This is a genomic window from Mycolicibacterium mageritense, assembly GCF_010727475.1.
Classification (GTDB): domain Bacteria; phylum Actinomycetota; class Actinomycetes; order Mycobacteriales; family Mycobacteriaceae; genus Mycobacterium; species Mycobacterium mageritense.
Map to the genome: position 1 here is coordinate 5,778,703 of NZ_AP022567.1, position 12,459 is coordinate 5,791,161.

Below are 12,459 nucleotides of genomic sequence, written 5' to 3' on the forward strand. Positions count from 1 at the left end.
CGACTAACGTGCTGCCCCCACGAACGGGATGGACGCGGGGCTGGCACCTGGGGTGCCGCCGTCGAACAGCCCACGCTTGCGCAGGATCGGCACCACGCCCTCGCCGAACCAGAACAGCTCCTCCAGGTGCGGATAGCCCGAGAAGATGAACTCGTCGATACCGATCTCGGCGTACTCCGCGATGCGGTCGGCGACCTCGGTGTGGCTGCCCACCAACGCGGTTCCCGCGCCGCCGCGCACCAGCCCGACACCGGCCCACAGGTTGGGTGCGATCTCCAAACTGCGTGCGTCACTCCAGGTTCCGTTGACGCGATTGGCTTCGTGCAACGCCAGCATGCGGCGTTGGCCCTCGGACTGGCTGCGGGCCAGCCCGGCCTGCGCGGTGCGGACCGTGTCCTCGTCGAGCGCCGCGACCAGCCGGTCGGCCTGCGCCCAGGCCTCCTCGGACGTGTCGCGGGAGATGGTGTGCAGCCGGATGCCGAACCGTAGCTTGCGGCCCTGCTCCTCGCCGAGTGCGCGGATCCACTCGATCTTCTCGCGCACCGCTACGGGCGGCTCGCCCCAGGTGAGGTAGACGTCGGCGTGACGGGCCGCGACCGGACCCGCCGCCGCGGAGCTACCGCCGAAGTACAACGGCGGCACCGGGTTCGGCGGCACCGCCAACGCCGCGTCCTCGACATTGATGTAGTCACCCCGGTGGGTGACGGTCTCGCCGTCCCACAGCCGCCGCACCACGTCGAGGAATTCGTCGGCGCGCCGGTACCGCTCGTCCTTCTCGAGATGGTCGCCGAAGGATCGTTGCTCGTGGGCTTCGCCGCCGACCACCACGTTGAGCAGGATCCGGCCCGGCGCGTGGCGGGCGAACGTGGCGGCCATCTGCGCCGACAGTGTCGGGCTCACCAGCCCGGGGCGGAACGCGACGAGGAACGCCAGCGACGTCGTCTCGCGGGCCAGCAGGGCCGCGGTGATGAACGCGTCCTCGCACCACGCACCGGTCGGGATGAGCGCTCCCGTGAAGCCGAACCGTTCGGCGGCCCGCACAATCGACGCGAGGTAGTCGATCGACGCTTCGCGATCACCGCCGGCCGCGCCTGCGGGCGTTCCGTGTCCGCCCCCGACGATCAGGCGGCTGTCGCCGTACGTGGGCAGAAACCAGTGCAATGAGACAGTCACGAGCAGTTCATTCTGGTCTTCGACGGGCCGCGTCGCACGAGTAAAAATCGCGGTGATCCCGAAATGACGGCGAGCGGACGCGGACTCGCACAAACCGAGCCGCCGGCTGGTCACCGGATGGTCAGGCGACGACCCAGATCGCCTCGGCCGCCGGGCTGCCCAGGTCGACCGTGATCTCCGCTTCCGTCTCGCCCGGCGTGGCGGGTTTCTCGACGGCCACCGAGATCATGCCCGCGAAGTCCCGGCGGGCCAGCACACGCAAGCGAGAGTCCAGGCTGATACCGACGCTGTCGAAGTACCGCAGCATCTCCGGGTCGGCATCGGAGATCCGGGCCACGGTGCCGGCGTCACCGTCCTGGCAGACCGACAGCTGCCGGGCCGGCGGGGTCGGCACCTTGCCGTCGGCAGCCGGAATCGGATCGCCGTGGGGGTCGCGCGTCGGGAATCCGAGCTTGGCGTCGATGCGGTCGAGCATCCGATCGCTCACCGCATGCTCGAGGATCTCGGCCTCGTCGTGCACCTCGTCCCAGCCGTAGCCGAGCTCCTGCACCAGGAAGGTCTCCATCAGCCGGTGTCGGCGCACCATGGCCAGCGCCGCGCTGCGCCCGGCGTCGGTGAGCGTCACCGCGCCGTACTTCTCGTGGTCCACGAGGCCCTGGTCGGCCAGCTTGCGGATGGACTCCGAGGCGGTCGAAGCCGACACACCCAGCCGCTCGGCCAGCAGTTTTGTGCTGACCTTCTCCAGCGACCACTCCTGGGCTGTCCATATGACTTTCAGGTAGTCCTGGGCAACCGTCGAGAGGTCGCGATGATTACCGTCGGGACTCACAGTAGGAAAGTTTAGGCAATCGTCACTTCATCCGGGGATCTAGAGCAGACCCCGGCGTGGCCGGGCCGTAGGCTTGGCGCTGTGCAACGCTGGCGTGGGCAGGACGAGATCCCCACGGACTGGGGCAGGTGTGTTGTCACCATCGGGGTGTTCGACGGTGTTCACCGCGGACACGCCGAGTTGATCAGCCATGCGGTCAAGGCGGGCAGATCCCGCGGCGTACCGGTCGTGCTGATGACATTCGACCCGCATCCGATGGAAGTGGTGTTCCCGGGCAGCCATCCGGCGCAGCTGACCACGCTGACCCGGCGCGCCGAACTCGTCGAGGAACTCGGCGTCGACGTCTTCCTCGTCATGCCGTTCACCTCCGACTTCATGAAGCTCACGCCCGACCGCTACATCCACGAGCTGCTGGTGGAACACCTGCACGTGGTCGAGGTGGTCGTGGGCGAGAACTTCACGTTCGGCAAGAAGGCCGCCGGAAACGTCGACATGCTGCGCAAGGCCGGTGAGCGGTTCGGCTTCGCGGTCGAGAGCATGTCGCTGGTGACCGAGTCCCTCGACGCCGAGCACCGCGACGAGCGCGTGACGTTCTCGTCCACCTACATCCGGTCGTGCGTCGACGCCGGTGACGTGGTGGCCGCGGCCGACGCGCTGGGCCGGCCGCATCGAGTCGAGGGCGTGGTGGTCCGCGGCGACGGCCGCGGCAGGGTGCTGGGCTTTCCGACCGCCAACGTCGCGCCCCCGATGTACTCGGCGATCCCGGCCGACGGGGTCTACGCGGCATGGTTCACGGTGTTGGGACACGGGCCGGTGATGGGCACCGTCATTCCGGGGGAGCGCTATCAGGCCGCGGTGTCGGTCGGCACCAACCCGACCTTCTCGGGCCGCACCCGCACCGTGGAGGCCTTCGTCCTCGACACCGAGGCCGACCTCTACGGCCAGCACGTCGCGGTCGATTTCGTGTCCCGCATCCGCGGTCAGGAGAAGTTCGACTCGGTCCAGGATCTGGTGGTGGCCATGGAGGCCGATACCGACCGGGCCCGCGCGATTCTGGCTGCGCAGTAGAAGGCTGCTAGACTTCCCGGCGATCCGGCACATGCTGCAGGCCGCGGTGGCTGTGTCGAGAATATGTTCGCGGACCGATTTGATGGAGTTGTCTTCGTGGCGCTTACTGCCGAGCAGAAAAAAGAAATCCTGGGTTCCTACGGTCTGCACGAGACCGACACCGGTTCGCCCGAGGCGCAGGTCGCCCTGCTGACCAAGCGGATCTCGGACCTGACCGAGCACCTCAAGGTGCACAAGCACGATCACCACTCGCGCCGCGGCCTGCTGTTGCTGGTCGGCCGTCGTCGCCGGCTGCTGAAGTACGTCGCGCAGGTCGACGTCGAGCGCTACCGCTCGTTGATCGAGCGTCTCGGACTGCGTCGCTGACCCGAACTCAGTGGCATTCCGGCCCGCGGCCGCCCTCATCGGGGCGGCCGCGTTCTTCGCTACGGCGGTATTGACGGGGTGTGCGTCCGCGGCCTCGGCGGACATGCAGGTGGGGGATTGTTTACGGATCGGCGGCACGCTGGAGCATCCGGAGGCCACCGAGGCGCCGTGCGGCAGCAGGGCATCCAACTACAAGGTGGTCTCGACGGTCACCGACAGTGATCAGTGCCCATTGGACGTGGACTCCTATTACACGCTGACCACACCGCTGCGCGACGAGTCCGAAACCATCTGTATGGACATCGACTGGACCGTCGACGGATGTATGAGCATCGACCCGGAATACGATCGGGATCCGTTACGGGTCGACTGTGGCGACTCCGGTGCGCCGAACCGCCAGCGCGTCACCCAGATCCTGACCGGCGTGGCGAATGTCGACCAGTGCGCCAGCGGCGTGGGGTACGCATACGATCAACGCCAGTTCACCGTGTGTGTCGAGGACGTGTCCTAGCTGGGCACGGATGGCGATTCGGCGGTTGCTGCCGTGTAACATGAGGGCGTTCGCCGGCTGTTTCCGCCGTGCGAACCCTGGGTGCGGTACCCGCAGAACCGCGGGCACCGCTCCTGCGAGTCACAGCAGGGCCCGCCTGATCGGGCGGTCTTCGGTAGTGGCTGCCGGGAACCCCGTACGGGACATGTCCGGCCGCTTCGATCGACGGCCGTAGCCGCATCAGGGTCAGTGGCGTATCTGACCGTGACGACGCGAAACAGCTGAATCGATTCGAAAGAGGCAACCGGACTAAATGTCTGTAGTTGAACTTGAAGACGGTGTGTTCGAGTCCACCGCTGTCATCGACAACGGGAGCTTCGGCACCCGCACCATCCGCTTCGAGACGGGCCGTCTGGCCCAGCAGGCCGCCGGTTCCGCCGTCGCCTATCTCGACGACGAGACCATGCTGCTGAGCGCGACCACCGCCAGCAAGAACCCCAAGGACCACTTCGACTTCTTCCCGTTGACGGTCGATGTCGAGGAGCGCATGTACGCCGCGGGCCGCATCCCCGGCTCGTTCTTCCGTCGCGAGGGCCGTCCCTCCACCGAGGCGATCCTGACCTGCCGCCTGATCGACCGGCCACTGCGCCCGTCGTTCGTCGACGGCCTGCGCAACGAGATCCAGGTTGTCGTCACGGTCCTGAGCCTGGACCCCAAGGATCTCTACGACGTGCTTGCCATCAACGCCGCATCCGCGTCGACCCAACTGGCCGGTCTGCCGTTCTCCGGCCCGGTCGGTGGCACCCGCGTCGCGCTGATCGACGGCCAGTGGGTCGCCTTCCCGACCGTCGAGCAGCTGGAGCGCGCGGTGTTCGACATGGTCGTCGCGGGCCGCGTCCTCGAAGACGGTGACGTCGCGATCATGATGGTCGAGGCTGAGGCCACCGAAAACGTCATCGAGCTGGTCTCCGGAGGAGCCCAGGCGCCGACCGAGGCCGTCGTGGCCGAGGGACTGGAGGCGGCCAAGCCGTTCATCAAGGCGCTGTGCACCGCCCAGCAGGAGCTGGCCGAGCGCGCCGCCAAGCCGACGGGCGAATACCCGGTGTTCCCCGACTACGAGGAAGACGTGTATTCGGCGGTCGCCGCGGTGGCCACCGATGCGTTGTCGGAGGCGCTGACCATCGCGGGCAAGACCGAGCGCAACGACCGCACCGACGAGATCAAGGTCGAGGTGCTGGAGCGGTTGGCCGAGACCTACGCCGGCCGCGAGAAGGAGATCGGCGCCGCGTTCCGCTCGCTGACCAAGAAGCTGGTCCGCCAGCGGATCCTGACCGACCACTTCCGCATCGACGGCCGTGGCATCACCGACATCCGCGCCCTGAGCGCCGAGGTGGCCGTGGTGCCCCGCGCGCACGGCAGCGCTCTGTTCGAGCGTGGCGAGACCCAGATCCTGGGTGTCACCACGCTGGACATGATCAAGATGGCCCAGCAGATCGACTCGCTGGGACCGGAGACCACCAAGCGCTACATGCACCACTACAACTTCCCGCCGTATTCGACCGGTGAGACCGGTCGTGTCGGCTCGCCCAAGCGTCGCGAGATCGGCCACGGCGCGCTGGCCGAGCGGGCCCTGGTGCCGGTGCTGCCCAGCGTCGAGGAGTTCCCGTACGCCATCCGTCAGGTGTCCGAAGCCCTTGGCTCCAACGGCTCGACGTCGATGGGCTCGGTGTGTGCGTCGACGCTGGCGCTGCTGAACGCCGGTGTGCCGCTCAAGGCGCCGGTGGCCGGCATCGCGATGGGTCTGGTCTCGGATCAGGTCGAGGGTGAAGCCCGGTACGTCGCGCTTACCGACATCCTGGGTGCCGAGGACGCGTTCGGCGACATGGACTTCAAGGTCGCGGGCACCAAGGACTTCGTCACCGCGCTGCAGCTGGACACCAAGCTGGACGGCATCCCGTCCAAGGTGTTGGCGGGGGCGCTGAGCCAGGCCAAGGACGCACGGCTGACCATCCTCGAGGTGATGGCCGAGGCCATCGACACCCCCGACGAGATGAGCCCGTACGCGCCGCGCATCACCACCATCAAGGTTCCGGTGGACAAGATTGGCGAGGTGATCGGGCCCAAGGGCAAGATGATCAACTCGATCACCGAGGAGACCGGCGCCCAGATCTCGATCGAGGACGACGGCACGGTGTTCGTCGGTGCCGCCGACGGGCTGTCCGCCCAGTCCGCGATCGACAAGATCAACGCGATCGCCAACCCGCAGCTGCCCAAGATCGGCGAGCGCTTCCTCGGCACGGTCGTCAAGACCACCGACTTCGGTGCGTTCGTGTCGCTGCTGCCGGGCCGTGACGGCCTGGTCCACATCTCCAAGCTGGGCCGCGGCAAGCGCATCGCCAAGGTCGAGGACGTGGTGAAGGTCGGCGACAAACTCCGCGTCGAGATCGCCGACATCGACAACCGCGGCAAGATCTCGCTGGTCCTCGTGGATGAAGAGCAGGCAGAGCAGGCCGCAGCTCCCGAGTCGGGTGAGGGCGCTGCCGCGTCCGCCGATGTTGCGCCCGCCGAAGCCTGATATCGGGGCCGCACTGGACACGTCGCACGTCCGCCGGACAACTCTGCCCGGCGGACTGCGCGTCGTCACGGAGTACATCCCGTCAGTGCATTCCGCATCGGTGGGGATCTGGGTCGGTGTCGGTTCCCGCGATGAGGGCCGGACAGTGGCCGGGGCCGCGCATTTCCTCGAGCACCTGCTGTTCAAGTCGACACCGACCCGCAGTGCCGTCGAGATCGCACAGGCGGTGGACGCCGTCGGCGGTGAGCTCAACGCGTTCACCGCACGCGAGCACACCTGCTACTACGCACACGTGCTCGACAGTGACCTCGCGCTGGCGGTGGACCTGGTGGCCGACGTGGTGCTGCGTGGCTGCTGCGCGGCCGAAGATGTCGAGGTCGAACGCGACGTGGTGCTCGAAGAGATCGCCATGCGCGACGACGACCCCGAGGACACCCTCGGTGACGTGTTCCTGTCCGCGATGTTCGGTGACCACCCGGTGGGGCGTCCCGTGATCGGCAGTGTCGAGTCCATCTCGGAAATGACGCGGGCTCAGCTGCATTCGTTTCACATGCGGCGCTACACACCCGAACGCATGGTGCTCGCGGTCGCGGGCAACGTCGACCACGACGAGGTTGTCGCGTTGGCGCGGCAGAACTTTCGGGGCCGGCTGGTCCGCGGCCGGAAAGCCGCCGCACCGCGCAAGGGTGCAAGCCGGCTGTCCGGTCGCCCTACGCTGCAGTTGATCGATCGCGACGGTGAGCAGACCCACCTGTCGCTGGGAGTGCGCACACCCGGTCGGCACTGGCAGCACCGCTGGGCATTGTCGGTGCTCAACACCGCTCTCGGCGGTGGACTGAGTTCCCGGTTGTTCCAACAGATCCGGGAGACCCGGGGCCTGGCGTACTCGGTGTACTCGACGGTGGACACGTTCGCCGACAGCGGGGCGTTCTCGGTTTACGCCGGATGTCAGCCCGAGCGGTTCGACGAGGTGGTCCGGGTGACCACCGATGTGCTGGAAACCGTTGCGCGGGAAGGCATCACCGAAGAGGAGTGCCGGATCGCAAAGGGCTCGTTGCGCGGTGGGCTGGTGCTCGGGCTCGAGGATTCGAGTTCGCGCATGCACCGGATGGGCCGCAGCGAGCTCAACTATGGTGAGCACCGCACCATCGAACACACGCTCGCCCAGATCGACGCCGTCACACTCGACGAGGTCAACGCGGTCGCGCGCCAGTTGCTCACCCGAGACTACGGCGCCGCTGTGCTGGGCCCGCATTCATCGAAAAAGTCTCTGCCGCAACGGCTCCGGGCAATCGCCGGATAGCACGCTAGGCTGGGCCCCGTGACGGAACTTTCACGGCGAGGCGTATTGATCGGTTCCCTGGCGGCGATCGTGGCGGCGGGGATGAGCAACCAGACGGCGTCGGCCGCCCCGCTCGACGGCCAGATCAGCGCGCTCGAACAGCGTGACAACGCACTGATCGGGATCTTCGCGACCAACCTGGACAACGGCCGCACGGTGACCAATCGGGCCGACGACCTGTTCGCGATGTGCTCGACGTTCAAGGGCTACGCCGCGGGTCGGATACTGCAGCAGGTCGGGCGTGGTCAACTGTCGCTCGACAAGCGGGTTTTCGTCGATCCGGGTGCGGTCGTGGCCAACTCGCCGGTGACCGGGCCGCGGGCCGGCAGCGAGATGAGCCTCGGTGAGCTGTGTCAGGCCGCGCTGCAGCAGAGCGACAACACCGCGGCGAATCTGCTGCTGAGGACCATGGACGGGCCGGCCGGGATCACGGCGTTCGCACGCAGCATCGGTGACGACCGCACGCGGCTGGACCGCTGGGAGACCGAACTGAATTCGGCGATCCCGGGTGACCCCCGCGACACCAGCACACCGGCGGCGCTGGCAGCCGGTTATCGCAGACTTCTGGTCGAGGACGCGCTGAGCCCTGCGCAACGCGGCCAACTCGAGGAGTGGATGCGGGGCAATCAGACCTCGAGCCTGCGGGCCGGCCTGCCGGCCGGCTGGACCACCGCCGACAAGACCGGCAGCGGTGACTACGGCAGCACCAACGACGTTGGCGTGGCGTACGGTCCTGACGGTCAGCGGCTCGTGCTGGCGGTGATGACGCGGTCGCAGGCCGACGACCCGAAGGCCGACAACCTGCGACCGCTCATCGGTGAGTTGGCGGCGCTGCTGGTGCCGTCGTTGCTCTGACCTGCTCGACTACTCGCCGTCGTGGTGCTCTGTGTGAGTGCCTTCGACAGTCGCGTTCTCGGCGCCGAGATCCTCGGCGTTCTGGATCGCGATCTGCCGTGCGTTGGACGGTGCCTGCGACAGCGGAACCCGCACGGTCAGGATGCCGCGCTCGTAGCTCGCGGTGATCAGCTCCTCGTCGGCCTCGGCGGGCAGGGTCACGGTGCGCAGGAACGAGCCGTAAGAGAATTCGGAGCGCGAGTTGACCTCCGAGCGCTCGGTGCGCTCGGCCTTCACGGTCAGCTGGCCGTCGGCCACGGTGATGTGGACGTCGTTGGCCGGGTCGATGCCGGGGATCTCGGCGCGCAGCTCGTAGTGGTCGTCGGTGACCTCGTCCTCGATGCGCATGAGGTTGCGCTCGAAGATCGGCCGGAGGCTGGCGAACGGGGTGATCCCGGCGAAGAACTCGGAGAGCTCCGGCAGGAACGGACGGGGCTGGTGCGCGACGGGCAGGTTAACCACAGGTGACTCCTCGGATCCTGGTAAAAGACTTGTGACGCTTGCTCTTTCGATCCAAGCATCGTCGCGGAGCCGACGGCCGAATGTGTGGTGAACAGCGGGAGTACGCGCGGCTGCTAGGCCGGCCGCAGGGAGTCGTCGCGGTGCAGGACGAAGAAATACGGTCGACGGGATCCCCGCAGGTCCATCGCGCCGATCACGGCGTCGTCGGTCAACCGGCGAAACACGTCGTTGATCGGCAGCTGGTCGTAGATCATCGTCGCGGTGTCGACACCGCGGTACCGGGTGGTGCGCAGTCTGGCCTTGGGGGATCGGGTCTGCAGCACGGGCCGCAGGGCCGCGATCGGCCCGGCCACCGAGCGGTTCTTCAACAGCGGCACTTTGGACGAGATCCCCAGGCCACCGAACGCGAGTGCGGGATTGAGGGCCCACAGGGCGTTTCCGTCGCTGGTGGGGAACAGCAGCGGATGCACGGTCTCGGCGTCGGTGAACTGCTTGCCCCACCAGCCGCTCGCCTCGAGCAGCCCGTCCATGGGGTGTTGCGTCGGCAACTCGGCACCATGCCAGGTACCGATCATGAACTCCGGCTCGACGGCTTCGGCCGCGTCGAACACGGCGAGGGCCGCGGCGGTCGTGGTCGGGATCGTGGGAAACAACTCGTGCAGCATGGCCGTCACCCTACTTGACACGTGTCAAGAATGGCCAGGCGCGAAAACTGATCGCCCGGCCGGAGTTGTTCCGGCCGGGCGATTCGGTGGGGTGATTACGCCAGGAACTGTGCGGGATCGGTGAACGGCAGGTCCAGATCCTTGGCGACCTGTTCGGACAGCAGGCCACCGTCATGGGTCGACAGGCCCTTCGCGAGCGCGGGGTCCGCCGCGCACGCGGCCTGCCAACCCTTGTCGGCCAGCTTGAGCACGTACGGCATGGTGGCGTTGGTCAGCGCGAAGGTCGAGGTCCGCGGCACCGCGCCCGGCATGTTCGCGACGCAGTAGAACACGGTGTCGTGCACGTTGAACGTCGGATCGTCGTGCGTCGTGGGCCGGGAATCCTCGAAGCAGCCACCCTGGTCGATCGCGATGTCGACCAGTACGGCGCCGGACTTCATATGCGCCACAGTCGAATTGGTGACCAGCTTGGGCGCCTTCGCGCCTGGGACCAGCACCGCGCCGATCACCAGGTCAGCGCGCTTGACGGCCTCCTCGAGTTCGAGGCTCGACGAGTACCGCGTCTCGATGCTGCCGTTGTTCTCGTTGTCGATCTTGCGCAGCGTGTTGATGTTGAGGTCGAACACCGTGACGTGGGCGCCCATGCCTTTGGCGATCCGGGCGGCGTTGTAGCCGGCGACACCGCCACCGACGACGACGACCTCTGCGGGCGCGACGCCGGGCACGCCTCCCATGAGCACGCCGCGGCCACCGTGGCTACGCATCAGGTGATAGGCGCCGACCTGTGCGGAGAGCCGGCCGGCGACCTCGCTCATCGGGGCCAGCAGCGGCAACGCACCGTCCGCGGTCTGCACGGTCTCGTAGGCGATCGAGGTGGTACCCGAGGCGAGCAGCGCGTCGGTGCACGGCTTCGAGGCCGCGAGGTGCAGGTAGGTGAACAGGGTCTGGCCCTTGCGCATGCGCGAGTACTCGGCCTCGATCGGCTCTTTGACCTTGAGCAGCAACTCGGCGTCGGCCCACACCTGGTCGGCGGTCGCGACGATCTCCGCGCCGGCGGCCTTGAAGTCGTTGTCCGAGATGGCCGAACCGTCACCGGCTCCGGCCTGGATGATCACGTCGTGGCCACGACGGGTCAGCTCGGCCACACCCGCGGGGGTGATCGCCACGCGGTACTCGTTGTTCTTGATCTCGGTCGGGATACCGACGAGCATGGTCGCTCCTTCAGGGTTGGAATGCTGCAAATAAGTGTGAAGAAACTTCGGCTACCAGGCAATATCCCTGATGAAGATTCGATACGATTGTGCGGTGATGGAAGAATCGACGAAATCTGCGGCGAGTTCGGCCCGCGGGTCGAAGGATGTTCGGCCCTCGGACCTCGACGAGGTCGACCGGCGCATTCTGTTGGCCCTGCATGCCGATGCGCGCATCTCCAACAGTGCCCTGGCCGACGCGGTCGGGATCGCCGCGTCGACGTGTCACGGGCGGGTGCGCCGGCTGCAGGAGATCGGCGTGATTCGCGGTTTCTACACCGACATCGACCCTGCGGCAGTCGGTCTCGGCCTACAGGCGATGATCTCGGTGAGCCTGCAATCCAACGCCCGCGGCAAGATTCGCAGCTTCATCGCACAGATCCGGAAACGGCCGCAGGTGATGGACGTCTACTTCCTGGCCGGCGGCGACGATTTCATCCTGCACGTCGCTGCGCGCGACACCGACGATCTGCGCAAGTTCGTGGTGGAGAACCTCAACGCCGATGCCGACGTCGCAGGCACCCAGACCTCGCTGATCTTCGAACACCTGCGGGGCGCGTCACCCCTGTGAGCGCAGAACCAGGCCGTATCCGTCGTCGCGCGTGAGGCGCAACTGGTCGGCATCGACCGCAGCAGTCACGTGGCCGGTGAGTACCCGCAGCACGGCTTGTTCGATCTCGCCGATCTCGCCGGCACAGGCCATCTTGGTCACCGCGAGCGGCCCGAAGTCCACGGCGTCACCGCTCCCGGAGACCTCGGCGTGGCCGTTGAACCGGTTGCACCCGGTCGTCCCCGTGACCGTGCCGTCGGGCGCGATCGTGAGACTGGGTTTGGCCTGCTCGATGGCCACCGACGTGGTGACCGCCTGGTCGGATACCAGGCTGTGCACCTGCCACGTGGTGCCGGTGAGCGGGCGGTCGGGATTCAGCACCTTGCGGTCCTGCAAGGTCACCGTGGCGGCGTCGGTGCGCAGCGTGAGAGTGTCGCCGTCCAGCGTCCAGGATGGGCGTGCATCGAAGAACTTCGACATCCATGCATCGGCGTCACCCGCCGGCGGCGGGCAGGCCATCATCGTCATCGCCAATTGCGCGGCGATGTGGCCGTCGGCAAGGTCGGCCGTTCCCGCTCCCCGGTTGCAGCCCGCGAACGTGCTGATCCGATCCCCGTCGAACCCCACCGTCAGCGGCCCGCCGCCCGGGATCTGATCGCCGTCGACCGCGACCGAGACGAACGTGCGACCGTCCACCGTCTGCGGATCCGCTGAAGCGCTCTCGGTACCGGAACAACCCGCCAGAACCAATGCGATGACGATCGGTAACACGCGCATCACCACACGGTAGTTTGA

The 12,459-nt window shown here is 67.2% G+C and carries 13 protein-coding genes; 7 read left to right on the forward strand and 6 right to left on the reverse strand.

All coding sequences use genetic code 11. The features are described 5' to 3' along the window. Window positions 1–3 precede the first annotated feature (3 nt). Window positions 4–1,173: an LLM class flavin-dependent oxidoreductase gene (locus G6N67_RS27825; RefSeq protein WP_036438392.1), complete on the reverse strand. Its 1,170-nt coding sequence runs from the start codon at window positions 1,171–1,173 to the stop codon at window positions 4–6. A gap of 121 nt (window positions 1,174–1,294) precedes the next feature. Then, a complete protein-coding gene (mntR, locus tag G6N67_RS27830; protein WP_036437008.1) occupies window positions 1,295–2,002 on the reverse strand; it encodes a manganese-binding transcriptional regulator MntR in 708 nt (235 codons plus the stop codon). A gap of 81 nt (window positions 2,003–2,083) precedes the next feature. Between mntR and G6N67_RS27835 the strand changes: the two genes are divergently transcribed. The 6 genes from G6N67_RS27835 to bla all read left to right on the forward strand — a co-directional run bounded on the left by G6N67_RS27835 (window position 2,084) and on the right by bla (window position 8,698). Next, window positions 2,084–3,070 carry a bifunctional riboflavin kinase/FAD synthetase gene (locus tag G6N67_RS27835; RefSeq protein WP_036437011.1) on the forward strand — a complete coding sequence of 329 codons (987 nt, stop codon included), beginning with the start codon at window positions 2,084–2,086 and terminating at the stop codon, window positions 3,068–3,070. Between the two features lie 96 nt (window positions 3,071–3,166). After that, a complete protein-coding gene (rpsO, locus tag G6N67_RS27840; RefSeq protein WP_036437013.1) occupies window positions 3,167–3,436 on the forward strand; it encodes a 30S ribosomal protein S15 in 270 nt (89 codons plus the stop codon). Window positions 3,437–3,446: 10 nt separating this feature from the next. Continuing rightward, on the forward strand, window positions 3,447–3,947 hold the full coding sequence (lppU, locus tag G6N67_RS27845; protein WP_419724252.1) for an LppU family putative lipoprotein: 501 nt from the start codon (window positions 3,447–3,449) through the stop codon (window positions 3,945–3,947). Between the two features lie 292 nt (window positions 3,948–4,239). Continuing rightward, the gene (locus tag G6N67_RS27850; protein WP_036437019.1) at window positions 4,240–6,501 is read left to right on the forward strand and encodes a polyribonucleotide nucleotidyltransferase; all 2,262 of its coding nucleotides are present in this window, start codon (window positions 4,240–4,242) and stop codon (window positions 6,499–6,501) included. Then, entirely contained in the window at window positions 6,479–7,804 is a 1,326-nt protein-coding gene (locus G6N67_RS27855; RefSeq protein ID WP_051579109.1) for a M16 family metallopeptidase, read from the forward strand. The genes G6N67_RS27850 and G6N67_RS27855 overlap by 23 nt, the downstream gene beginning before the upstream one ends. 18 nt (window positions 7,805–7,822) lie before the next feature. After that, entirely contained in the window at window positions 7,823–8,698 is an 876-nt protein-coding gene (gene bla / locus G6N67_RS27860) for a class A beta-lactamase (protein WP_036437021.1), read from the forward strand. A 9-nt stretch (window positions 8,699–8,707) separates the two neighbouring features. Here bla and G6N67_RS27865 read toward each other — a convergent pair whose 3' ends face one another. The 3 genes from G6N67_RS27865 to ald all read right to left on the reverse strand — a co-directional run bounded on the left by G6N67_RS27865 (window position 8,708) and on the right by ald (window position 11,075). Further along, entirely contained in the window at window positions 8,708–9,199 is a 492-nt protein-coding gene (locus G6N67_RS27865) for an Hsp20/alpha crystallin family protein (protein WP_051578988.1), read from the reverse strand. Between the two features lie 113 nt (window positions 9,200–9,312). Continuing rightward, a complete protein-coding gene (locus G6N67_RS27870; protein ID WP_036438395.1) occupies window positions 9,313–9,864 on the reverse strand; it encodes a DUF4334 domain-containing protein in 552 nt (183 codons plus the stop codon). Between the two features lie 95 nt (window positions 9,865–9,959). Then, window positions 9,960–11,075: an alanine dehydrogenase gene (ald, locus tag G6N67_RS27875; RefSeq protein ID WP_036437023.1), complete on the reverse strand. Its 1,116-nt coding sequence runs from the start codon at window positions 11,073–11,075 to the stop codon at window positions 9,960–9,962. Window positions 11,076–11,172: 97 nt separating this feature from the next. On the opposite strand from ald, the gene G6N67_RS27880 reads away from it, so the two are divergent. Then, entirely contained in the window at window positions 11,173–11,685 is a 513-nt protein-coding gene (locus tag G6N67_RS27880; RefSeq protein WP_051578989.1) for an HTH-type transcriptional regulator AldR, read from the forward strand. On the opposite strand, the gene G6N67_RS27885 is transcribed toward G6N67_RS27880, so the two are convergent. Further along, window positions 11,674–12,441, reverse strand: a complete 768-nt coding sequence (locus G6N67_RS27885; protein WP_036438399.1) for an META domain-containing protein — start codon at window positions 12,439–12,441, stop codon at window positions 11,674–11,676. The two genes, G6N67_RS27880 and G6N67_RS27885, sit on opposite strands and share 12 nt — an antisense overlap. Window positions 12,442–12,459 lie beyond the last annotated feature (18 nt).

Coding starts and splice junctions, on each gene's coding strand:
- G6N67_RS27850 (WP_036437019.1), top strand. CDS start 4,240: ATGTCTGTAGTTGAACTTGAAGACGGTGTGTTCGAGTCCACCGCTGTC.
- G6N67_RS27855 (WP_051579109.1), top strand. CDS start 6,479: ATGTTGCGCCCGCCGAAGCCTGATATCGGGGCCGCACTGGACACGTCG.
- G6N67_RS27870 (WP_036438395.1), bottom strand. CDS start 9,864: ATGCTGCACGAGTTGTTTCCCACGATCCCGACCACGACCGCCGCGGCC.
- ald (WP_036437023.1), bottom strand. CDS start 11,075: ATGCTCGTCGGTATCCCGACCGAGATCAAGAACAACGAGTACCGCGTG.
- G6N67_RS27880 (WP_051578989.1), top strand. CDS start 11,173: ATGGAAGAATCGACGAAATCTGCGGCGAGTTCGGCCCGCGGGTCGAAG.
- G6N67_RS27885 (WP_036438399.1), bottom strand. CDS start 12,441: ATGCGCGTGTTACCGATCGTCATCGCATTGGTTCTGGCGGGTTGTTCC.